Below are 22,589 nucleotides of genomic sequence, written 5' to 3'. Positions count from 1 at the left end.
TTTTCCGCAGGGGACGGCGGGGCTCAGGCGCCGCTGAGGGCTTCGTACAGCGCGACGTATTCCTGCGTGACGCGATGGCTGCGGTCGAGGTAGATCATCGGCTTGTGCTGCTCGTGCGATTCCTTGACGCGCACCGAGCTCGAGATCGTTTGTTCCAGCACCGGCTTGCCCTCGGCGCGCAGTTCTTCGATCAACCGTGTCGGCAGCTTCGAGCGCGAGGTGTACTGGCTGGCGACGATGCCTTCGATGCGCAGATCCTCGTTGTGGTCTTCGCGAATCTCTTCGATATTGGTCAGCAGCGTGTACAAGGCCTGACGCGCGAATTCGTCGCAGTCGAACGGGATCAGCACGCTGTCGGCGGCGATCAGCGCTGAGCGCGCGTAGAAGTTCAGCGCCGGGGGTGTGTCGATGAAAATCGCGTCGTAGCCCTTGAGCTTGCGTAGCGCGTCGCGGAACTTGTAGATCTTCTGCTTGGCTTCGAGCTTGATCGCCAGCTCTTCGAGCTTGGGGTCGGCGGCAACGACGTCGAGGTTCTCGTAGGGCGTGTTCGTCACATAGGTCACGAATGGCGCCGGTGCCAGCGAAAAGCTCAGCGTCGATTCGAAGAAGTCGGCAATGGTCCGGTCGGTGCGCGAGGCGCGCTCGCCCAGCAGGTACTGCGTCGAGTTGCCCTGCGTGTCGAGGTCGATGACCAGTGTGCGCAGGCCGTTGGCGGCGGCGATCGCCGCAAGATTGCAGACGATGGTGGTCTTGCCGACACCGCCCTTCTGGTTGAACACGACGCGCTTCATGAACCCTCCATAGCCGCATGCCGCCGTCGCGGCTTGCATTCCCTGACAGCATCGATCATGCCAGTGACCGATGAATGAATGGCAAAATGCTAGCCGAAGCGCGGCGCCGCGGAACTGGCCGTACGGCCAGACGCCTCGCCGTTCGTCATTTGCTTACCCATTTCGATATGAGATCCCCCATGAACATCCTCGTCACCGGTGCCACGTCTGGCTTCGGCGCCGCCATTGCGCGTCGCTTCGTTCACGAAGGCCACCGCGTGGTCGCTACCGGCCGACGTGCCGAGCGTCTCGATGCGCTGGCGACCGAATGCGGCGAGCGCCTGCACCCGCTGGTGCTCGATGTGCGCGACCGCGCGGCCGTCGAGGCCGCGGTCGCGGCGCTACCGGCCGAATTCGCCCAGGTCGACGTACTGGTCAACAACGCGGGGCTGGCGCTGGGTCTGAAACCGGCCCACGAGACCGACATGGCTGATTGGGAGCAGATGGTCGATACCAACATCAAAGGTCTGCTCTATATCACGCGGGCGCTGACGCCAGGCATGGTCGATCGCGGCCGCGGGCACGTCATCAACCTGGGCTCGGTCGCTGGCGAGTGGCCGTATCCGGGCGGCAACGTCTATGGCGGCACGAAGGCCTTCGTTCGCCAGTTCTCGTTGAACCTGCGGGCCGATCTGGTCGGACTTGGCGTCCGCGTCAGCAATATCGAACCCGGCATGGCCGAAACCGAGTTTTCACTGGTGCGCTTTCAGGGCGACGCCGAGCGCGCAAAATCGGTCTATGCCGGCGTCCAGCCGCTGACAGCCGATGACATCGCCGACACGGTGTACTGGATCGCGACGCGCCCGGCGCACGTCAACGTCAACACGATCTCGTTGATGCCGGAGTGCCAGGCGTTCTCGCCGTTCAACGTCAAGCGCTAGAGCTGAAAGCCGCCACGACCATCACGCCGACGAACGGCGTGATGGTCCGCGCATGATGCGGCGTTGGCCCGGCTATGGCGTGCTTGGGACGGCCGCTGCGGGGGGCGCCTCGGTCTGGTCGGCCAGGCCGTCCTTGAGCAAGCTCTGCGGAGTACGCGGCGTCGACAGCAGCGTGAAGAACCAGCGCCAGCGCTCGGCTTCGGTTGCGTCCTTGCCGGCGCTGCGGTCGATCGCCTGCGCCACGACCTGTTTGCCGTAGCTGTAGTTGATGATGTAGGCGCCGTAGCGGTCAAAGAAGCGCAGGCGCTGCTGCGCGCGTGACGGCGTCGCCAGCGAGTAGGTCTGCAGCCACTGCAGGGTCTGCTCGGCCGTGGCCTGGCCATCGCGGTAACGGCGCGCGGCTTCGAGCGTCGCCGCTCCGGCTGGCTGCGCGGCGTCGACGATGGCGTTGTAGGTCGCGGCCTGGTCGGGATCGAAGCCCGCCGCCTCGAACAGCTTGCGCGTCAGTTCGTGGCGCGCGGCCGGCGGAAACGCCAAGTCGACACCATAGTCAGCCGAGCCCTCGGCGATGAACGACTGCGGCGAGAACAGCGCGTAAATCGAGAACTCCTGCCAGTGCCGGCCCTTCAGCAACTGATCTTCGAGCAGGCTGTTGTAGACGTGATGGCCCGGATAGCCTTCGTGCGAGGCCAGCTCGATCGCGCGCGAAATCGTGATCGGCTGGTCGGTATTGATCTCGATGCGGCTGACGGCCTTGCCCTGGTACCAGTTGTACGCGCTCCATGGCTGGTCGTGGACCAGCTCCAGATCGAAGTGCTCGCCGTTCGGTAGCTTGAACCAGTGCAGTGTGCGTGCGCGCGCCGCTTCAGTGGCGATCTTCATCACCGGCTCGATGCGATCGGCGGGAATCGCGAACTGCTCGGTGTAGCGGTTGTAGCGCTCGGACACGCTGCCGGGGCCGGGCGGCAGCAGCTTGTCGAGCGTCGCCAGCATCGGTTTGAAGTCGTCTTCCTTGTAATGCGGTGCGGCGATGTCGTAGAGCGCCAGCGACTCATCGTCGAACGACGGCTTCCAGCCCTGCAGCATGCGCACACGTGCGTCGAGCGCGGCGATCAAATCCTTCAGATTGCGGCGCCGCAGCTCGAACAAGGCGGCCGGCACTTTCGGGTCGGCCGGCGCCGTCTCGGCGTTCTGATAGAGGCGCGTGATGATGTTGCGCAGCGCGATCAGCGAGCGCTGCTCCTTGTGCGCCTGTTCGCGCCATTGCGCGGGCCCGTAGTAGGCGTCGACCTCATTAGGGTCGTGTTCGCCCACCGCCAAGACGGCGCGAACGTAGCCTTCTGCAATTTCATCGAATGTCATCGGCGGCGGCTGAACGGGGTGGCTGGCGCAACCACCAGCGAGCAACGCGACGAGCGCGGCCCAGATGCGCAGGGGACGTTTCAATGCGAATCCTCTCGTGGTTGGGTGTAAAAGTGTAAGACATGAAAAAGGCGGCTTGCGCCGCCTTCGTCGAAAACGGATGGGGCGGATCAGCCGATCCGCCCCATCGCGGCGATCAGGCCGCCATCTGTCGCAGCATGTACTGCAGCACGCCGCCGTTTTCGTAGTACTGCCATTCCATCGGCGTATTGATGCGGACCTTTGCCTTGAACTTGACGGTGCTACCGTCGGCTTTGGTCGCCGTCACGTCGACTTCGGCCGCGCCGGTCTTGAGGCCGTCGATATCGAAGGTTTCGGTGCCGTCAAAGCCCAAGCTCTGCGCGCTCTGGCCGTCGGTGAAGTTCAGCGGCAGGACGCCCATGCCGACCAGATTCGAGCGGTGGATGCGCTCGAAGCTCTCGGAAATCACGGCCTTGACGCCGAGCAGGATCGTGCCCTTGGCCGCCCAGTCGCGCGACGAGCCGGTGCCGTATTCCTTGCCAGCCAGCACCACCAGCGGCGTACCGTCCTTCTGATACTTCATCGCCACGTCGTAGATCGACTCGACGTCGCCGGCCTTGCCGCTGCTGTCGATGTACTTCGACACGCCACCTTCGACGCCCGGCGTCATCGCGTTCTTGATGCGCGTGTTGGCGAAGGTGCCACGCATCATGATCTCGTGATTGCCGCGCCGCGAGCCGAAGCTGTTGAAGTCGGCCTTCTGCACGCCGTGCGCTTCGAGGAACTTACCGGCCGGGCCGTCCTTCTTGATGTCGCCGGCCGGGCTGATGTGGTCGGTCGTGATCGAGTCGCCAAGCAACGCCAGCACGCGCGCACGCTTGATCGTCGGAATGCCGGGGACGTCCTTGGTCATGCCGACGAAGTACGGCGGGTTCTGGATGTAGGTCGATTTCTCGTCCCACGGATACGTCTCGGACTTGGCGACCTTGATGCCCTGCCAGCGCTCGTCGCCCTTCAGCACATCGGCGTAGCTGCTCTTGAACAGGTCGGCAGTGACGGCCTTGGCGATGGTGTCCTGGATTTCCTTGCTGCTCGGCCAGATGTCCTTGAGGAACACGTCCTTGCCGTCCTTCGACTTGCCGATCGGCTCCGACGTCAGGTCGATGTTGGTGCTGCCGGCGATCGCGAACGCGACGACCAGCGGCGGCGAGGCGAGGTAGTTCATGCGCACGTCCTGATGGACGCGGCCCTCGAAGTTGCGATTGCCCGACAGTACCGCCGAAACCGACAGCTTGCTGTCCTGAATGGCCTTGCTGATCGGCTCGTTGAGCGGGCCGGAGTTGCCGATACAGGTCGTGCAGCCGTAGGCGCTGACGTAGAAGCCCAGCGCTTCCAGATCGTCGATCAGGCCAGCTTTCTTCAGATACTCGGTGACGACCTTGGAGCCCGGCGCCAGCGACGTCTTGACCCACGGCTGCGAGCGCAGGCCCAGCTCGCGGGCCTTCTTGGCCAGCAGGCCGGCGCCAATCAGCACCGCCGGATTTGAGGTGTTGGTGCACGACGTGATGGCGGCGATGACGACCGCGCCGTCCTTCAGCGTGAAGGTCTTGTCGCCATCGACGACCTCGGTCGGACCGGCCGACGGGCGCAGCTTCTGCTCGCCGTCGAAGGCCGTCTGAAAATTGCCCTTGACGTCCGACAGCAGCACGCGATCCTGCGGACGTTTCGGGCCGGCCAGCGACGGCTGGATCGAGCCGAGGTCGAGGTGCAGCACGTCGGTGTATTCGGCTTCCGGCGCCTCCGGCGTCCACCACATGCCCTGCGCCTCGGCATAGGCTTTGACGACGGCGATCTGGTCTTCGCTGCGGCCGGTCAGGCGCAGGTAGTTCAGCGTCTCGTTGTCGATCGGGAAGATGCCGCAGGTGGCGCCGTATTCCGGTGCCATATTGCCGATCGTGGTGCGGTCGGCGGCGGCGAGGTTGGCCAGGCCGGGGCCGAAGAACTCGACGAACTTCTCGACCACGCCGCGCTTGCGCAGCATCTCGGTGACCGTCAGCACCAGGTCGGTGGCGGTGGCGCCTTCGGCGAGCTTGCCGGTGACGCGCACACCGATCACTTCCGGAATCAGCATCGACGACGGTTGACCGAGCATCGCGGCCTCGGCCTCGATACCGCCGACGCCCCAGCCGAGCACGCCGATGCCGTTGACCATGGTCGTGTGCGAGTCGGTGCCAAAGCAGCTGTCCGGGTAGAGCACGCCGTCGTCGTTCTCGAAGACCACGCGCGCCAGATACTCGATGTTGACCTGATGCACGATGCCGGTGTCGGGCGGCACCGCCTTGAAGTTCTTTAGGCCTTCCTGACCCCAGCGCAGGAAGCTGTAGCGCTCCTGGTTACGCTTGAATTCGACCTTGGCGTTGAGGTCCAGCGCGTCCTTGGAGCCGTAGTAGTCGATCATCACCGAGTGATCGATGACCAGCTCGACCGGGCACAGCGGGTTGACCTTGCCCATGTCGCCGCCGAGGGTCTTCATCGCGTCGCGCATCGCCGCGAGGTCGACGACACACGGCACGCCGGTGAAATCCTGGAGCACCACGCGCGCCGGCGTGAAGTTGATGTCCTGATTCGGAAGCTTCTTCAGATCGGCGCCGGCCAGAGCCTCGATGTCTTCCTTGGTGGTGTTCTCGCCGTCCTCGTAACGCAGGAGGTTTTCCAGAAGAATCTTGTGCGAGTAGGGGATGCGCGCGATGTCGAACTTCGATTCGAGCGCCTTGAGGCTGAAATACGAGTACGTCTTGGACCCGACTTTCAAGCTGGCTTTACTGTTGAAACTGTCCGTCATGGTTCGTTTCTCGGTATGGCTGCCTGCGCCTGCTGACTCGAGGCAGCGGTGGCTGGATTCGCAGGAGTTCTCGCGTCCTGCGAGCTGCAATCATCTTTCACATTATCGCCGATGCTGACGACTGGTGAAATGAAAGATGCCCGCCGAGCAGCTCGGCGGGCATCTTTTTGACTCGCTAGCTGAGCGGCAGCTTTCTGGGAAAGCCGTCGCCCGTGCATAAACCGCTTACGCCGTCGCAGCCGACTGGGCGGTCTGCGCGTACTCTTCGATCTGATCGAAGTTCATGTAGCGGTAGATCTCGGCAGCGCTCTTGGTCACGACGCCGATCTCGGCCAGGTACTCGGCCGGTGTCGGCAGCTGGCCCATCTTCGAGGCGACCGCCGCGAGTTCGGCCGAACCCAGGAACACGTTCGAGTTCTTGCCGAGGCGGTTGGGGAAGTTGCGCGTCGACGTCGAGATCACCGTCGCGCCTTCCTTGACCTGCGCCTGGTTGCCCATGCACAGCGAGCAGCCCGGCATTTCGGTGCGCGCGCCGGCGGCGCCGAAGGTGTTGTAGTAACCCTCCTTGGTCAGCTCGGCGGCGTCCATCTTGGTCGGCGGCGCGACCCACAGGCGCACCGGAATGTCCTTCTTGCCTTCGAGCAGCTTGCCGGCGGCACGGAAGTGACCGATGTTGGTCATGCACGAGCCGATGAAGGCCTCGTCGATCTTGGTGCCGGACACCTCGGACAGGAACTTGGCGTCGTCCGGATCGTTCGGGCAGCAGACGATCGGCTCCTTGATGTCGGCCAGGTCGATGTCGATGACGGCGGCGTACTCGGCATCCTTGTCGGCTTCGAGCAGTTCCGGCTTGGCCAGCCAGGCTTCCATCGACTGGATGCGGCGCTCCAGCGTGCGCGCGTCCTTGTAGCCGTTGGCGATCATGTTCTTCATCAGCACGATGTTCGAGTTCATGTACTCGATGATCGGCTCCTTATCGAGCTTGATCGTGCAACCGGCGGCCGAGCGCTCGGCCGAGGCGTCGGACAACTCGAACGCCTGTTCGACCTTGAGCGTCGGCAGACCTTCGATTTCGAGCACGCGGCCCGAGAAGATGTTCTTCTTGCCCTTCTTCTCGACCGTCAGCAGGCCGGCCTTGATCGCGTACAGCGGAATCGCGTGGACCAGGTCGCGCAGCGTCACGCCCGGCTGCATTTCGCCCTTGAAGCGGACCAGCACCGACTCCGGCATGTCGAGCGGCATGACGCCGGTGGCGGCGGCGAAGGCGACCAGGCCGGAGCCGGCCGGGAACGAAATGCCGATCGGGAAGCGGGTGTGCGAGTCGCCGCCGGTGCCGACCGTGTCCGGCAGCAGCAGGCGGTTCAGCCACGAGTGGATGACGCCGTCGCCCGGGCGCAGCGCGACACCGCCGCGGTTGCTGATGAACGCCGGCAGCTCGCGGTGCGTCTTGACGTCGACCGGCTTCGGGTAGGCGGCGGTGTGGCAGAACGACTGCATGACCAGGTCAGCGGAGAAGCCGAGGCAGGCCAGATCCTTGAGCTCGTCGCGCGTCATCGGGCCGGTGGTGTCCTGCGAGCCGACCGTGGTCATCTTCGGTTCGCAGTAGGTGCCCGGACGGATGCCGTGACCTTCCGGCATGCCGCAGGCGCGGCCGACCATCTTCTGCGCCAGCGTGTAGCCCTTGCCGGTATCGGTCGGCTGCTGCGGCAGACGGAACAGCGTCGACGCCGGCAGACCGAGGAATTCGCGCGCCTTGCTGGTCAGCGAGCGGCCGATGATCAGGTTGATACGGCCACCGGCGCGCACTTCGTCGAGGAGCACCGGGCTCTTCAGTGCGAATTCGGCGGCAACGGCGCCGTCCTTCTCGATCTTGCCGTCGTACGGGTAGATGTCGATGACGTCGCCCATCTCGAATGCCGAGACGTCGACTTCGATCGGCAGCGAGCCGGAGTCTTCCTGGGTGTTGAAGAAGATCGGTGCGATCTTGCCACCCAGCGTGACGCCGCCGAAGCGCTTGTTGGGCACGAACGGGATGTCGTCGCCGGTGGCCCAGATCACGCTGTTGGTCGCCGATTTGCGCGACGAGCCGGTGCCGACCACGTCGCCGACGTAGGCGACGGTGTGGCCCTTCTTCTTCAGGTCTTCGATGAACTGGATCGGGCCACGCTTGCCGTCTTCTTCCGGCTTGAAAGCGGCTTCGGCGCGCGTGTTCTTCAGCATCGCCAGGTAATGCAGCGGGATGTCCGGACGGCTCCAGGCATCCGGCGCCGGCGACAGGTCGTCGGTATTGGTTTCGCCCGGCACCTTGAACACGGTGACGGTGATCTTCTTGGCCACTTCCGGACGGCTGGTGAACCACTCGGCATCGGCCCACGACTGCACGACGGCTTTGGCGTTGGCGTTGCCGGCCTTGGCCAGCTCGGCGACGTCGTGGAAGGCGTCGAACATCAGCAGTGTCTTCTTCAGCGCTTCGGCGGCAACGGTGCCGACTTCGGCATCACCGAGCAGGTCGATCAGCGGCTTGACGTTGTAGCCGCCCACCATGGTGCCGAGCAGTTCGGTCGCCTTGGCCTTGGAAATCAGTGCAACGCCGAGATCGCCATGCGCGACGGCGGCGAGGAACGAGGCCTTGACCTTGGCAGCGTCGTCGACGCCCGGCGGCACGCGGTTGACCAGCAGATCCAGCAGGAAAGCCTCTTCGCCAGCCGGCGGATTCTTGATCAGCTCGATCAGCTCGGCGGTCTGCGCAGCGGTGAGCGGCAGCGGCGGAATGCCGAGGGCGGCGCGCTCGGCAACGTGTTGGCGGTAGGCTTGCAGCATGTGTTGGCGTTCCGATAGTGGTGAAAGATCAGGGGCCAGCCGCCGCCGCACGAAACCTTGCGATCCGCGTAAGTCCGGTAGAAGGGTTCGGAAGTGGTCGGCGCCTGGAGCGCCGCATATTCTAGCATTTGCGGCCCTCGCCGAAATGACGGTGGCGACACAATTTGCACGCCAATACCGCCATCGACGGCGGTCGTTGTTGGGCTAGGCCAGGGTTTTGACGTTGCCGATCTCACCGCCGCCGAGGCACCGCGCACCGTCATAGAGCACACAGAACTGGCCGTCGACCGCGGCGCGCTGCGGTTCGAGGAATTCCACGCGCAGGCCATCACGTTCGGCGCTGATCCGGCAGTCGGCGAGGGCGCCGCGGTGGCGGATGCGGGCCTGCAGCGGGCGCCCATCGGTCGGTAAAGGTCCCAGCGCATTGAACGGCGCGGCGAGCAGGCTGCGGGCCATCAGCTGCGGATGGGCCGGATCCTGCGCGACGATCAGCGCCTTGTCCGCCGGCGCTTTGCCGACCACGTACCACGGCGCCTCGCTGGCGCCCTTGGTGCCGCCGATGCCGAGACCGCGGCGCTGGCCCAGCGTGTAGTACATCAGCCCCTGATGGCGGCCGATCTCGCGACCGCGATCGTCGACGATCGGCCCGGGATCGGGCTTCAGGTAGTTCGCCAGAAAGTCGCGGAACTCGCGCTCGCCGATGAAGCAGATACCGGTCGAGTCCTTCTTGCGATGGACCGTCAGGCCGGCGCGCGTCGCGATCTGCCGGACCTCAGGCTTGCGCAAGCCGCCGAGCGGAAACAGTACGCGCTCGAACTGCGCGCGCTCGACGCCGGCCAAAAAATAGGTCTGATCCTTGTTGTCGTCGACGGCGCGTAGCAGCTGCGGACCGTCGTCGCGATGTTCGATCGACGCGTAATGGCCGGTGGCGATGTAGTCGGCGCCGAGGCGCAGCGCGTGCTCGCGAAACGGCGCGAACTTGACCTCGCGGTTGCACAGCACGTCGGGGTTCGGCGTCTTGCCGGCGGCGTAGTCGGCGAGGAAGTGCGCGAACACGCGCTCGCGGTACTCGCGCGAGAAATCGACGCGGTGCAGCGCAATGTCGAGCTCGGCGCAGACCGCGCGCGCATCCTGAAAGTCGTCGGCGGACGTGCAGTAGCCCTGTTCGTCCTCGGTCCAGTTGACCATGAACAGACCGGATACGCGGTAGCCCTGCTCCTTGAGCAAGTAGGCCGTGACCGACGAGTCGACGCCGCCCGACAGGCCGACGATGACGTGGGGAGCCGCCGCCACCGTTTACTCCGGCGACAGATGCGCGATGACGTCCAGCGGCAGGCGACGCCCGGCGAGGTAGTCGTCGACGCAGCGCATCAGCATCGGGCTGCGGTGACGCGCGCGGGTCGCCACGAGTTCGTCGCGGGTCATCCACACGGCACGCTCGATGCCCTTGTCGAGCGTGAAGTTGTCGCGTTCGCCAAGCGCTTCGGCGACAAAGGCGATGCGCAGAAAACCGTAGCCGAGCCCGATCGGCTCATGGTGGTAGATGCCGAGCACGTGGGTCAGGCGCACGTCCCAGCCGGTTTCCTCGAGCGCTTCGCGCACCGCCGCCTCGGGCAGGGTTTCGCCATGCTCCCAGTGGCCGGCCGGCTGGTTGAGCATCGGCGCACCGTTGATGCGCTCCTCGACGATCAGGAAGCGGCCGTCGCGCTCGACGACGCTGGCGACGACGATGTGGGTCGGTTCGCTCATGTGCCAACCCGCGCCCGGACTTCCACTGTGGCCATTGGCATGCTCATGGCTGGAGCTTGCCTTGCTGGCGCAGGTGGTAATAGCCCTGCGGATCCGGCTGGCCGAGCGAATGCAGCAAATTGACGATCAGCGGCGGCGCGTCGGGCTTGGCGCGCAGCTGCAGGTGCAGCTCATAGCTGTGGTCGGACTTGGCGCGGGCATCGCCGTTGACGTCGAGTGGGCCGCCCAGCGTGTGCACCAGCGCGACGATGTCATTGCCGTCGCGCTGAATGTCGGCCTGGTAGTCGCCGAGCACCAGCGGGTCGCGTGCCAGGGTCCAGGCCAGGTTCTGCACACGCAGCGTGCCGTCGGCGTCGCTGGGCCAGTTGCCGAGCAACTTGAGGTGCTTGAGGTCGAGGCTGGCCTGACCGTCGATCGGTGCGTACGCCTGACCGGCAACGGCCAGCAAGGGCTTGAGGCCGGACGACACCAGCAGGTTCGACGCGCGCAGCGCGCCGAAGCCGCGGCTGACATGGCCGGACAAGGTCACGGCGCCACGGCTGTCGAGGTCGACGCCAAGACGACCGAGCAGCAGCTCGCCGATGCTCAGGTGCCAGTGCAGGTCTTGCAGCAGCGGGCTGCCGCCGACCATGACCGCCGCCGCATCGCCTTCGTGCACGGTGCCGGTGACGCCGGCCAGTGCCACTTGACCGCCAAGTCGTGGGGCGATCCAGCCGTACAGCGTCGCCGCCGGTGCGAGGAGGATCAGGCCGGCGACGAAGGTCAGCGCGGCCGCGATGAGGTAGTACTTGCGCATCAGCGACTCAGCGTGAAACGGGCATTGACCAGGCCCGGCGCCGAGCCGGTGTCGATCTCGGTGCTGCTGACGTGGATGCCGTAGTGCGATTGCAGCTCGCCCAGCCAGCGCATGCAGTTGTCGAACGGCACGTCGTCGAACCACACGCGCACCTCGTGCTCGCCGCTGCCTTCCGGCTGGACCCGCGACGGCGCCTTGCCGAGCGTGCCGCTGCGCGTGGTCTGATCGACGACCGACAGCAGCGTCGCACTGCGGTCGACTTTGCCCTGGCTGTGGCTTTGCGCAAGGCTCGCCGCCATTTCGATGCGTGTCGCCAGTGCCCGCGACGACTGCAGCGCTTCGATGTCCTGCTTGCGCGAAACGACCAGCGGCTCCCAGATCGCCAGGTACAGGATCATGACGATGAGGACGGCGGCGCCGCTGAGCACGATGATGCGCTCGCGCGGTTGCAGCTGCTCATATGCCGCGGTGGCGCGGCTCTGCCACTGTTCGAGCGTGGCGTTGAATTTGGCGTTCATGCGGGTGACAGGCGAATACGGATTTGCACGCCGTCACTGCCGGAGTTGGCCGAGTCGACGCTGAACTGCGCGCCGCGGTCGGTGCCGAACCAGGTCTTGAGGCGGTCGAGCAGTTCGAGATTGGCGGCGGACAGGCCGGCGAACAGCGCACCATCGCGGAACTGCAGGGTCTGGACCTTGAGACCCGGCACCGCGCGCAGCGCCTGCGTCAGTACATCGACCATGGCCATGAACGGGTCGCCGTTGCCGCCGCGCAGTGCGGTGAGCTGCTGGTCGAGCTGATTCGTCAGATCGACGATGCGCTTTTCTTCGGGAAAGATCTGCTGGTAGCGCGTCACGTTGGCACTGTCCTGCGCGTCGATCGCGTGGCGCAGGCGCACGACGTCGAGGGTCTGCACGACCAGGCCGAGCGCAATGGCGACGCCGGCCAGGATCGCCGCGTTCTTCCACGGCGCCAGCCAGCGCATGCGGTTGCGCTTCTGCGAATAGCGGCCTTGCAGCAGGTCGATGGCATCGGCACTGCGCAGCTGCTGCAGCAGTGCTTCGAGCGGGCTGGCGAAGCCGTGCCGCGGCTCCAGCGGCCAGCCGATGCGGCTCAGGTCGAGGGGATTGCCACGCGGCACGACGACGCTGATGGTGCGGGCCTTGTCCGGATCGGCGATTTCCAGGCACAGCGGCAGGTCCTCGATCTGGCAGACGAAGCCGCTGCTGCGCTCGCTGCGCACCAGCACCTGGTCATCATCGATCAACGCTGTCGCGTGCTGCTCGTCCGGCACCTGCAGGGCCAGCAGGTCGGGGATCATCGCGTCAACGTGCAGCTGGCACTCGGCGAGCAGCGACAGCCAGGCCTGCATGCGCACATGCGAGATGATCGCCAGCGGCCAGCGGTTGTCCGGTTGGCGCGCGCCGAGCGCGAAGTGCAGGGCGTCGACGTCCTCGGCCAGCTGCTCTTCGAGCACGAACGGCGCAGCCTGCAGGACCTTGGCCGGTTGGCGTGCCGGAATCTCGGCCGCGGCCAGGCGCACGTCGGCCGACGGCACCAGGACCACGACGCGGCGATGGCTGCCGAGCGGGGCGATGGCGTCGAGCGTGCCGCGCTGGACGACGAACGAGGCAATCGCATCGGCCCGTGCCACGCAGTAGTCGACCGGTTCGGCCGGATCGGCCGAACGCAGGCGGATATAAAGGGTTTCTCGCATTTATTCGGTGAAGGTGCTGCGCCCGTAGACCTGCGGGTGGCCGCTCCCCGGGCGGTAATAGAAACTATACAGCTCGACCCGGCCGCTGCCTATGTAAGCCTCGACGTGCAGCTCGAAGAAGTTGCTGTCGACGCTCATCGCCGAGTTCTTCACGGCCTTGGCGTCAAAGACCTTGCGATCGTTGAACAGTTCGGAAACGCTCTCGGCTGGATCGCTGACCCGGTCGCTGATGAATTTCTCGAGGCCATCGCCGGGGCTGGACGTCAGCGACTGCAGCAGCAGCGGCGAGGCGGTGTTGACGTTGATCTTGGTGCCGATCTGCGGCAGGGCGCAGACGTAGGGCGCCAGCTTGGCATAGACCTTGGGCGTCATGCCCTTGACCGCGAGCAACTCGGTGGGCGAGGCCATCGGTCGGTTCGGCACACGGCGCGGCGGGTCCATGCCGAGATATTCGGCGTCTTCGCCGCCGTCGGTGCCGGTCGGGTCGCTGTCGGCGTCGACGTAGTCGCGGATCGCCGAGGCCAGCGCCTTCGCCTGATATTCGTCGCCTTCGGTGGCGGCTTCGTAAAGGCGCGTGAAGATGGTCAGCTGTTCCTGGTACGACTCGGTGTTGCTGACCGCCAGATTGTTGAGGTTGTAGCGGCCCTGCAGATCCGAAATGCCGCCGCGCAGGCCGCCCTGGTCGACCGGCAGAAAATCGACCGGCATCGCCCAGATATCGGCAAGCGAATCGTATTTGTTCATCTGCGTGTCGCGCTCGAGGATGGTTCGTCCCCAGGACTCGACACCGTCGTCATACCACCAGCCCAGCTCGGATTCGTTGAGGTTCTGCGTGCGGTGGATCGCCAGGCTGCCGGACGTCAGGATCGCCGCCGCGGCGATCGCCGCCAAGGCCACGACCAGGATCGCGGTGATCAGCACCACGCCGCGCTGCCGCTGGCGCCGGCTCATTGGCTGGTCTCCGTCGTGGTGGTGGTCGTGGTGGTCGTCTGGGTCGAATTGCTGAACGTGACCGGATCGACGCCGAGCCGGAACAGGAAGCGCAGCTTGCCGTAGTCTTTGGTCGTCAGGCTGATCTCGATGCCCAGCGGCGGCGGTACCGATACAGCCTGGGATTGCGTGGTCGCGGTGTTCAAGCTTGGCCAGCGGGTTTGCCACTGGCGCTGCTGATCCATGAAGCGCCATTGCAGGTCGGTGACGCCGGTCAGCAGCACCAGGTCGACCGGCTGGGTGTCCTGGGCTCGGTCGAGGATGCGCCAGCTCAGGCGGTGCAGGGCGCCATCTTCAAGTCGGTAGGAAACGCGCTGCAGCGACGCGCGCGGCAGATACAGCGGGTTCGGCCAGCCGCCGCGCGTGAATTCGACGGCGGCGTTGTCGGCGCCCTCGAAGCCCGGTTCGGTATCGCCATAGTTGTCGCGCACCGGTCGGTCGCGAACCTGCTGGAAGTCGTCGCGCAGGCGCACATAGGCCTTCTGCACCTCGGCCAGCCGCTGCTGCGCCGCCTCGACGCGCGTGCGCGTCTGCAGCACCGAGTCGAGGCCACCGTAGGCCAGCACCGCGAAGATCGCGAAGATCGCGACGACGATGATGATTTCGAGCAGCGTGAAGCCGCGCTGCCGGATCGGGGGGCGCTGTCGGGCGATGATCATCATTGGCGCCCGCTGTCCGCCAGGAAGCTGGACAGCTTCACCAGCGGCTCCTTGTCCGGGTCCGGCGTCTTGCCGTCGCGCGCCGGCTGGGCGACAACGATGTCGACGCGCCGCAGATGCTCGTCCTGAGTCTTCTGGATGGTCACACGCCACTTCCAGGTGACGCCGGCCATGTCGTTTTCGCCGTTGGTCGTGCCGACGTCGGGCCAGGCCTTCTGCATCTCGAGTTCGGTCAGCTGGTTGTGCGCGACCCACAGTGCGACGGTTTTTTCGCGCAGGTACGCGGCATTGGCGGCGTACCGTCCCATGCCGGCGATGATCGCGCCCATGGCGATCGCCACCACGGCGACCGCGACCAGCATCTCGATCAAGGTGAAGCCGCGCGTGCGGAGCCGGGCGCTCATTTCGTCTTGCTCGTGCCGCCAAGCATCGTCAGCTTGCTGCGCCCGAGGTTGTCGACATCGAGCTGGTAGCCGGTCGCCACGCCGGGCGCGGTGACCGTCAGGCTGACCGATGTCGCTTCGCCGCTGGACAGGAACAGGGCCTGTGGCTTCAGCGCCTCGGTGTCTTTGTCCTGGTCGCTGCTGTCGTCTTTCTTGTCCTGTGCGGCGGCCGCGGTGCCGCCCATCTTCACGCCGGACAGGTCGCTGCCCGCCGTGCTGCTGTCGCTGCTCTTGCTGTCGTCATCGGATGATGTGCCGGCGTCGGCTTCCTTCAGGGCTGCCTTGCCGGCTGCAACGAGGTCGGCGACCGGTGTCGGCGGCACGCTGCGGCCCTCGACCTTGAGCGTCAGCTCGATCGGCTCCTTGACCTTGCGCGGCCGCAGCGGACCGCTGGTAATGGGCACCCAGCGGCCGCTGGCGCCAGTCGTGACGAAGGCGTAGCCCTGGTCGGTGTAGACAAAGCCGATCTGCATGCCCTGCATCTCCGCGTCCTCTCCGGCCATCGCGAACAGCTGCTGCAGGCGCTTGGCCTCGGTCTCGATCTGGTCGGACTGCACGCGGTCGCCGATCGACAAGGTTGCGAACGTGACGATGATGCCGATGATGAAGATCACCACCAGAATTTCGATCAGCGTGAAGCCCCGCTGGGCGGCCTGACGGCCGCCGGCGGCGCGGGCGTTGCCGCCGGATAGCGGCAGCGTCGACATCGGACTTACTGGGACTGGGCCAGATCCCAGTTGCCGATGTCGGCATCGATCCCCTGACCACCGGGTTTGCCGTCGCGGCCCAGCGAGTAGATGTCGATTTCGCCGTGCGTGCCCGGGTCCAGATACTGGTAGTCGTTACCCCAGGGATCCTTGGGCAGGGACTTGATGTAGCCGCCGGTCTTGTAGTTCTTCGGCTCCGGATCGCCGCTGGGCTTGCGCACCAGTGCGTCCAGGCCCTGCTGGGTCGACGGATAGCTGAAGTTGTCGAGCTTGTAGAGCTCGAGCGACGACTCCAGCACGCGGATGTCCTGCTTGGCCTTGGTGACGCGGGCCTTGTCCGGGTTGTCCATGATGCGCGGGACGACGACCGCCGCGAGGATACCGAGAATGACCACGACCACCATGATTTCAATCAGGGTGAAGCCGCCCTGACGACGGCGGCGCGCGCAATGTGCGTTCATTAGGAGATAATGTCGAAACTTCGAAAGATTGAGAGGCGTCGTACGCCTTTCGCGATGATAACAAACTCGATTCGTCAAGCCCGTGACACCTGGGGCTGGCCCGTCGTCCTGATGCTGCTGCTGGTGATCCTCGAGGCGTTCGGTGCGCCGGTTCGTGCTGCGCTGCAGTTCGACCACGCGCAAATCGCCGACGGCCAGTGGTGGCGGCTGCTGAGCGGCAGCTTCGTGCACCTGGGCTGGTACCACCTGATGCTCAACGAGATCGGCATTGCCGTGCTCGTGCTGCTGTGCCCCGATCCGCTGCCGCTGAAGATCTGGCTGCGGCGCCTGCTGATCCTGTGCCTGGGCATGAGCCTGGGACTCTATTTTCTGGTGCCGGACCTGACGACCTACGTCGGGATGTCCGGCGTCATCCACGGCCTGTTCGTGCTCGGCCTGCTGCCGCAGGCGCGCAAGCGCGACTGGATCGCAATCGCCTGCCTGGCCTACCTGCTCGGCAAGCTCGGCTGGGAGGTCATCACCGGCACGCCGGTGTCCGACGAGCGCGAGATCGGCGGTCATGTGGTGACGCAGGCGCATCTGTTCGGCTCGATCGTCGCTTTCTTCTATGGTCTTGTCTTCGGCACGTTCAGCGGGCGCGAGATGCCCGCGAAAACGGCCGATCCATCCACCGCAACGACCTGAACCATGTCATCAAAGTACGTACTCCTATTCCCCGGCCAGGGCTCACAGTCGGTCGGTATGCTCTCCGGCCATTCGGACCCGCTGATTGCACAAACGTTCCAGGAAGCGTCCGACGCGCTGGGCTGGGACCTTGCCGGCCTGGTCCGTGAAGGTCCGGCCGAATCCCTCAATCAGACGGCGCGCACGCAGCCGGCGCTACTCGCCGCCGGCATCGCCGTCTGGCGCTTGTGGCAAGCGCAGGACTTGCCGGCGCCGGCGGCGCTGGCCGGGCACAGCCTCGGCGAATACACGGCGCTGGTCGCGGCCGGTGCGCTGGACTTCGCCGACGCGCTGAGGCTCGTCGAACTGCGCGGCCAGTTGATGCAGGCCGCGGTGCCGGAAGGCGTTGGCGGCATGGCGGCGGTCGTCGGCCTCGACGACGCGGCGGTCGAGGCGTTCTGCGCCGAGCATCCGGGCGAGGGCGTACTGGAGCCGGCCAATTACAATGCGCCGGGGCAGGTGGTCGTCGCCGGCAATGTGCCGGCGCTGGAGTGGCTGGAGGCGAACGGCAAGGCGCGCGGTGCGCGCATGATCGTGCGCCTGCCGATGTCGGTGCCGTCGCATTGCTCGCTGCTGCGCGGCGCCGCCGACAAGTTGGCCGAGCGCCTGGCGACGACGACGATTCACACGCCTGCAATCGAGGTTCGTCACAATCTCGACGCTACGTCGCGCGGCGACGCCGCCGCAATCCGCGACGCACTGCATCAGCAGCTGTTCCGCCCGGTGCGCTGGTCGATGACGATTGCGCAGCTGCGCGATGCCGGCATCGCGCAGGCGTTTGAATGTGGCCCCGGCAAGGTGCTGAGCGGTCTCAACAAGCGTATTGCCAAGGATTTGACGTCGATCGCCCTCGAGGACGCCGACGGCATGGCCAAAGCGACCGCGACTGTCAAGGCTTGACGCGCCATGGGGGCGCCCGGCTAAATGCGCTCCACGCACAAGACATACAACGCCTTCGGGCTGCCGTGATATGGCCGACGCGCCAGTTCCGGCCTTCAATGGATTCCCCAACCTGCAATGACCGAAACCTCCAAGACTCCTGATCCGCAAGCGACGGTAGCCTTGATTACCGGTGCCAGCCGTGGCATCGGCAAAGCCATCGCCCAGCGCCTTGCGCAGGACGGCGCCAAGGTCTACGGCACCGCGACCAGCGAGTCCGGTGCGGCGAAGATCAGCGAGGCGCTGGCGCCGTTCGGTGGCGAGGGCCTGGTGCTCGACGTGCGTGACGCCGCGGCCGTCGATGCAGCCCTGGCCAAGGTCGGAACGGTTTCGGTGCTCGTCAACAACGCCGGTGTCACGCGTGACACGCTGATGCTGCGCATGAAGGACGAGGACTGGGCGGATGTCATCGAGACCGATCTGACGTCGGTGTTCCGCCTGTCGCGCGCGGTGCTGCGCGGCATGATGAAGGCACGGTTCGGCCGCATCATCAGCATCGGCTCGGTGGTCGGCAGCATGGGCAATCCGGGCCAGGCCAACTACTGTGCGGCCAAGGCCGGCCTGATCGGCTTTTCGAAGTCGTTGGCGCAGGAGATTGGCTCGCGCGGCATCACCGTCAATGTCGTGGCGCCGGGCTTCATCGACACCGACATGACGCAGGCCCTGCCGGAGGAAACGCGCAAGGCGCTGATGGAGCGGGTGCCGGTACAGCGCCTCGGCGCGCCGGACGACATCGCCGCCGCGGTGGCCTTCCTGGCGTCGCGCGAAGCTGGCTATGTCACCGGCACGACGCTGCACGTCAACGGCGGTCTGTACATGGACTAAGGGCGCAGGTTTGCCGTCCGATTCGCCTGATCTCGCATTAAGGCACTGAATTTGCTTTTGTTATCGTTGGTGCTGTGACCATCTCGGCGTTTGTCTACAATACGCCGGCTTTATTTACTGACAACACGTTGTCCCCAGGAGTATTGAATGAGTACGTTGGAAGAGAAGGTCAAGAAGATCATCGCTGAGCAGCTGTCCGTGAGCGAAGATCAGATCACGCCGGAAGCTTCGTTCGTCGAGGATCTGGGCGCCGACTCCCTGGACACCGTGGAGCTCGTCATGGCGCTGGAAGAAGAGTTCGAGATCGACATCCCGGACGAAGAAGCCGAGAAGATCGTCACGTTCCAGGACGTGCTGACGTACATCAAGGCGCACGCTCCGCAGCAGGGCGGCTAATCGCGCCTTTTCCACCCCGTCCATAGGTATTCCGATGAGCCGTAGGCGCGTTGTCGTCACCGGCCTGGGCGTCATTTCCCCTGTAGGAAATGATGTGACCACGGCCTGGAACAACATCATCGCAGGCAAGTCCGGTATCGGGCCGATCACGTATTACGACGTGTCGGCCTATACCACTCGCTTCGGTGGCATGGTCAAGGACTTCAAGCCGGCCGACTGGCTGAGCGTGAAGGACGTCAAGCGGACCGATCCGTTCATCCACTATGGTGTGGCGGCGGCCAAACAGGCCGTCCGCGATGCCGGAGTCGAAATCAACGACGAGACGCGTGAGCGGATCGGCGTCTGCGTCGGCTCCGGCATCGGTGGTATCGGCACGATCGACGAGGAATGCACGGCGCTGCATAACGGCGGCCCCAAGCGCGTTTCGCCGTTCTTCGTGCCGAGCTCGATCATCAACATGATCTCGGGCTATATCTCCATCGACCTCGGCATCACCGGGCCCAACCTCGCGGTGGTCTCGGCCTGCACGACGGGTACGCACGCCATTGGTCTGGGCGCGCGCATGATTCAGGCCGGCGACGCCGAGATGTTTGTCGTCGGCGGCGCGGAAGCCGGTTCGGCGCCGGCGGGCATGGCGGGTTTCTGCCAGGCTCGTGCGCTGTCGACGCGCAACGACGATCCGGAACGGGCCAGCCGTCCGTGGGACAAGGACCGCGACGGTTTCGTACTCGGCGATGGCGCTGGCGTACTGTTCCTCGAGGAACTCGAGCACGCCAAGAAGCGCGGCGCCAAGATTTATGCGGAGCTGATTGGCTTCGGCATGTCGGGCGACGCGTACCACATCACGCTGCCAGGCAATAACGGTGCGCGCCGCGCGATGGCCAACACCCTGCGCGACGCGGGCCTGAACGCCGATCAGGTCGACTACGTCAACGCGCATGCGACCTCGACCAATGCCGGCGACGTCGGCGAGTCGAACGCGATCAAGGAAGTGTTCGGTGAGCACGCCTACAAGCTGTCGGTCAGCGGCACCAAGTCGATGACCGGGCATCTGCTCGGCGCGGCGGGCGGCATTGAGGCGATCTTCTCGATTCTTGCGCTGCGCGACCAGATCGTTCCGCCGACCATCAATCTCGACAACCCCGACGAGGGCTGCGACCTGGATTACACGCCGCACAAGGCGAAGGAACGCAAACTCGACATCGCCATCTCGAATTCATTCGGGTTCGGCGGTACCAACGGCAGCGTCGCCTTCAAGCGTTTCAGCTGAAGTCGGCCGCCGTGTGGCGCGCCGAACTCGCGCAGGCCGCGGACCTGCTGGCGTTGCATCGCCAGCATCCGCGGCTTTTTCCTTTTCTGCTGCAAAGTGTCGCCGGCCATCCGCGCTCAGGGCGTTGGGACATCCTGTTCGCAGGTCCCGGTGCTGCCTTGCGGCTCGACGCCGCTGGTCTGCAGCGGCCGGCCGGCGTCGATGGTGCGGACTTCTTCTCGGCGCTGGATGACTGGGCGGCGCAGAGCGGCCCGATGTCGCGTGACGCGCTGCCGTTCTGCGGAGGCTGGTTCCTCTATCTCGGCTATGAGGCGGTGCGCGACGTCGAGCCAACGCTGCGCCTGCCGCCTTCACCGTATCCGTTGCCGGACGCCTTGGCCGTACGATGCACGGCGGCCATCGTTCACGACCGTGAGACCGGCGCGTCGTACGCCGTCAGCGAGCGGAGCGCTGCGCAGCTTGATGAGCTGATCGCGCTGGCTGCGCAGGCGCCGCAGTCGCTGTCGGACGCCGCAGGTGGGCCGGTATCGCTGCACGAGGAGCCGGCCGATCGCTATCTCGGCGGCGTGACGCGCATCCTCGATTACCTGCGTGCCGGCGATGTGTTCCAGGTGAATTTGTCGCGCCGCTGGACGGCCGAGGTGGACGCGACACTCGATCCGGCGACCTTGTTCGCGCGGTTGCGGCGCAGCAATCCGGCGCCGTTCGCGGGCTTGATGCGCTGGGGCGATGCGGCGGTGGTCAGCTCGTCGCCGGAGCGTTTGCTGCAGATCGACGAGGGCATTGCGCAGACGCGCCCCATCGCCGGGACGCGGCGGCGCAGCCAAGCCGTCGACGAAGACGCGCAGTTGCGCGCCGTGCTGCGCGACAACCTCAAGGAGCGCGCTGAGCACGTCATGCTGCTCGATCTCGAGCGTAACGACCTCGGCCGGGTCTGCGTGCCGGGTACGATCGAAGTCGACGAGCTGATGGTGCTCGAAAGCTATGCGCATGTTCATCACATCGTCTCCAACGTTCGTGGTCGCCTGCGTGACGACGTGGGTCCGGGGGCTGCGCTGCGCGCGGTGTTTCCGGGCGGCACCATCACCGGTTGCCCGAAGGTGCGTGTGATGCAGATCATCACCGAGCTCGAAGGCGAGGGGCGCGGGCCGTACACCGGTGCGTTCGGCTATCTGTCGCGCGACGGTCGGCTCGATACCAATATCCTGATCCGCACCATGGTCTGGCAGCCGGGGCAGCTGTCGTTTCGCGCCGGCGCCGGCATCGTCGCCGATTCGCAGCCGCAGGCCGAGCTCGAAGAAACGCGAGCCAAGGCGCGCGGCATGCTGCTGGCGCTGGAGTCGGACGCGTGACGCCCGCCAGCCTCGTCGACGGCGCGCCGGCCGATACGGTCGGCATCGACAGCCGCGGCCTGGCCTACGGCGACGGTGTGTTTCGTACGCTGCGTCTGCAAGACGGTGGCGTGCTGCATGCTGACGAGCAGTGGCGCAAGCTTGCTGCGGACGCGCAGCGTCTCGATCTCGAAGTGCCGCCGCTCGACGTCTGGCTTGCCGATACGGCCATGCTGAATCACGGGCAGGCCACCGGCGTTGCCAAATGGCTGCTGGTCCGCCGCAGCGAGGGGCGTGGCTATCGGCCGACGACCCGCGCCGCGCAGCGCATCGTCCAGGTCTCGTCCTTGCCGCCGCGTGTGGCGAGCGCGGCGCTGACGATAGCGGCGCTGCGGCTCGCTGCGCAGCCGGCGCTGGCCGGCATCAAGCACTTGAACCGACTCGAGCAGGTGCTCGCCGCCCGCGAGCTGCGTCCCGGCACTGACGAATTGCTGATGTGCGATCATGACGGCTTCCTCGTCGGTGGCCTGCGCAGCAACCTGTTCTGGGTGCACGACGGTCGCCTGCTGACGCCGTTCGTCGATCGCTGCGGCATCGCCGGGACCATGCGCGCCCGTGTGTTGCGAATCGCCGCTGGGCTCGGCGTCGCGCAGGCCGAAGTGCGCGAGGGCGGCGCTGCGCTGATGGCGGCCGACGAGATATTCGTGACCAATGCGCTGGTCGGGATCTGGCCCGCGCATCGAGTCGAAACACGCGGCCTGCAGGCGCCGGGGCCGCTGACGCAGCGACTCGCGCGTGAACTCGGCCCCCCATTTTTGATCTGAACG

General features: G+C 65.7%; 22 protein-coding genes. 8 read left to right on the top strand and 14 right to left on the bottom strand.

Translation table 11 applies throughout. The annotated features are described in order from the left end of the window. Positions 1 to 23: 23 nt before the first annotated feature. Positions 24 to 791 (bottom strand): ParA family protein, encoded by a 768-nt coding sequence (locus G7Y82_RS12555; protein ID WP_168148471.1) that lies wholly within the window; start codon positions 789 to 791, stop codon positions 24 to 26. Positions 792 to 970: 179 nt separating this feature from the next. Between G7Y82_RS12555 and G7Y82_RS12550 the strand changes: the two genes are divergently transcribed. Continuing rightward, complete coding sequence (locus tag G7Y82_RS12550; protein ID WP_168148470.1) at positions 971 to 1,711, top strand: SDR family oxidoreductase; 741 nt, start codon at positions 971 to 973, stop codon at positions 1,709 to 1,711. Positions 1,712 to 1,783: 72 nt separating this feature from the next. Here G7Y82_RS12550 and G7Y82_RS12545 read toward each other — a convergent pair whose 3' ends face one another. From G7Y82_RS12545 to gspG, 13 genes are all read right to left on the bottom strand, one after another. Next, a complete protein-coding gene (locus G7Y82_RS12545; RefSeq protein WP_168148469.1) occupies positions 1,784 to 3,157 on the bottom strand; it encodes a hypothetical protein in 1,374 nt (457 codons plus the stop codon). Positions 3,158 to 3,269: 112 nt separating this feature from the next. Next, positions 3,270 to 5,936, bottom strand: a complete 2,667-nt coding sequence (gene acnA, locus G7Y82_RS12540; protein WP_168148468.1) for an aconitate hydratase AcnA — start codon at positions 5,934 to 5,936, stop codon at positions 3,270 to 3,272. 225 nt (positions 5,937 to 6,161) lie between these two features. Continuing rightward, on the bottom strand, positions 6,162 to 8,756 hold the full coding sequence (gene acnB, locus G7Y82_RS12535; RefSeq protein ID WP_168148467.1) for a bifunctional aconitate hydratase 2/2-methylisocitrate dehydratase: 2,595 nt from the start codon (positions 8,754 to 8,756) through the stop codon (positions 6,162 to 6,164). A gap of 204 nt (positions 8,757 to 8,960) precedes the next feature. After that, positions 8,961 to 10,049 carry a tRNA 2-thiouridine(34) synthase MnmA gene (mnmA, locus tag G7Y82_RS12530; protein ID WP_168148466.1) on the bottom strand — a complete coding sequence of 363 codons (1,089 nt, stop codon included), beginning with the start codon at positions 10,047 to 10,049 and terminating at the stop codon, positions 8,961 to 8,963. A 3-nt stretch (positions 10,050 to 10,052) separates the two neighbouring features. Beyond that, positions 10,053 to 10,505 carry an NUDIX hydrolase gene (locus tag G7Y82_RS12525; protein WP_168148465.1) on the bottom strand — a complete coding sequence of 151 codons (453 nt, stop codon included), beginning with the start codon at positions 10,503 to 10,505 and terminating at the stop codon, positions 10,053 to 10,055. Between the two features lie 43 nt (positions 10,506 to 10,548). Beyond that, the gene (locus G7Y82_RS12520; protein WP_168148464.1) at positions 10,549 to 11,301 is read right to left on the bottom strand and encodes a type II secretion system protein N; all 753 of its coding nucleotides are present in this window, start codon (positions 11,299 to 11,301) and stop codon (positions 10,549 to 10,551) included. Further along, positions 11,301 to 11,819 carry a type II secretion system protein M gene (locus G7Y82_RS12515; protein ID WP_168148463.1) on the bottom strand — a complete coding sequence of 173 codons (519 nt, stop codon included), beginning with the start codon at positions 11,817 to 11,819 and terminating at the stop codon, positions 11,301 to 11,303. Before G7Y82_RS12515 ends, G7Y82_RS12520 begins: the two co-directional genes overlap by 1 nt. Continuing rightward, complete coding sequence (gene gspL, locus G7Y82_RS12510) at positions 11,816 to 13,018, bottom strand: type II secretion system protein GspL (RefSeq protein WP_168148462.1); 1,203 nt, start codon at positions 13,016 to 13,018, stop codon at positions 11,816 to 11,818. Before gspL ends, G7Y82_RS12515 begins: the two co-directional genes overlap by 4 nt. After that, on the bottom strand, positions 13,019 to 13,969 hold the full coding sequence (gene gspK, locus G7Y82_RS12505; RefSeq protein WP_168148461.1) for a type II secretion system minor pseudopilin GspK: 951 nt from the start codon (positions 13,967 to 13,969) through the stop codon (positions 13,019 to 13,021). Further along, positions 13,966 to 14,667, bottom strand: coding sequence for a type II secretion system minor pseudopilin GspJ (gene gspJ / locus G7Y82_RS12500; protein WP_168148460.1), 702 nt, complete (start codon positions 14,665 to 14,667; stop codon positions 13,966 to 13,968). Before gspJ ends, gspK begins: the two co-directional genes overlap by 4 nt. Next, positions 14,667 to 15,071 (bottom strand): type II secretion system minor pseudopilin GspI, encoded by a 405-nt coding sequence (gspI, locus tag G7Y82_RS12495; RefSeq protein ID WP_168148459.1) that lies wholly within the window; start codon positions 15,069 to 15,071, stop codon positions 14,667 to 14,669. The genes gspJ and gspI overlap by 1 nt, the downstream gene beginning before the upstream one ends. Next, on the bottom strand, positions 15,068 to 15,817 hold the full coding sequence (locus tag G7Y82_RS12490) for a prepilin-type N-terminal cleavage/methylation domain-containing protein (RefSeq protein ID WP_168148458.1): 750 nt from the start codon (positions 15,815 to 15,817) through the stop codon (positions 15,068 to 15,070). Before G7Y82_RS12490 ends, gspI begins: the two co-directional genes overlap by 4 nt. Before the next feature lie 5 nt (positions 15,818 to 15,822). Further along, the gene (gene gspG, locus G7Y82_RS12485; protein ID WP_168148457.1) at positions 15,823 to 16,278 is read right to left on the bottom strand and encodes a type II secretion system major pseudopilin GspG; all 456 of its coding nucleotides are present in this window, start codon (positions 16,276 to 16,278) and stop codon (positions 15,823 to 15,825) included. A gap of 54 nt (positions 16,279 to 16,332) precedes the next feature. Here gspG and rrtA point away from each other — a divergent pair, with 54 nt between their 5' ends. From rrtA to pabC, 7 genes are all read left to right on the top strand, one after another. After that, on the top strand, positions 16,333 to 16,962 hold the full coding sequence (gene rrtA, locus G7Y82_RS12480; protein WP_240954256.1) for a rhombosortase: 630 nt from the start codon (positions 16,333 to 16,335) through the stop codon (positions 16,960 to 16,962). A gap of 3 nt (positions 16,963 to 16,965) precedes the next feature. After that, on the top strand, positions 16,966 to 17,901 hold the full coding sequence (gene fabD, locus G7Y82_RS12475) for an ACP S-malonyltransferase (RefSeq protein WP_168148456.1): 936 nt from the start codon (positions 16,966 to 16,968) through the stop codon (positions 17,899 to 17,901). A 117-nt stretch (positions 17,902 to 18,018) separates the two neighbouring features. Next, positions 18,019 to 18,765, top strand: coding sequence for a 3-oxoacyl-ACP reductase FabG (fabG, locus tag G7Y82_RS12470; RefSeq protein WP_168148455.1), 747 nt, complete (start codon positions 18,019 to 18,021; stop codon positions 18,763 to 18,765). A gap of 147 nt (positions 18,766 to 18,912) precedes the next feature. Continuing rightward, positions 18,913 to 19,161: an acyl carrier protein gene (acpP, locus tag G7Y82_RS12465; RefSeq protein WP_168148454.1), complete on the top strand. Its 249-nt coding sequence runs from the start codon at positions 18,913 to 18,915 to the stop codon at positions 19,159 to 19,161. A gap of 34 nt (positions 19,162 to 19,195) precedes the next feature. Beyond that, complete coding sequence (gene fabF, locus G7Y82_RS12460; RefSeq protein ID WP_168148453.1) at positions 19,196 to 20,431, top strand: beta-ketoacyl-ACP synthase II; 1,236 nt, start codon at positions 19,196 to 19,198, stop codon at positions 20,429 to 20,431. An 11-nt stretch (positions 20,432 to 20,442) separates the two neighbouring features. Then, positions 20,443 to 21,783, top strand: a complete 1,341-nt coding sequence (locus G7Y82_RS12455) for an aminodeoxychorismate synthase component I (protein ID WP_168148452.1) — start codon at positions 20,443 to 20,445, stop codon at positions 21,781 to 21,783. Continuing rightward, entirely contained in the window at positions 21,780 to 22,586 is an 807-nt protein-coding gene (gene pabC, locus G7Y82_RS12450; protein WP_168148451.1) for an aminodeoxychorismate lyase, read from the top strand. The genes G7Y82_RS12455 and pabC overlap by 4 nt, the downstream gene beginning before the upstream one ends. The last annotated feature ends 3 nt before the right edge of the window (positions 22,587 to 22,589 follow it).

The organism is Solimonas marina, from assembly GCF_012241385.1.
Taxonomy (GTDB): domain Bacteria; phylum Pseudomonadota; class Gammaproteobacteria; order Nevskiales; family Nevskiaceae; genus Solimonas; species Solimonas marina.
This window is presented reverse-complemented; position numbering and strand designations above follow the sequence as displayed.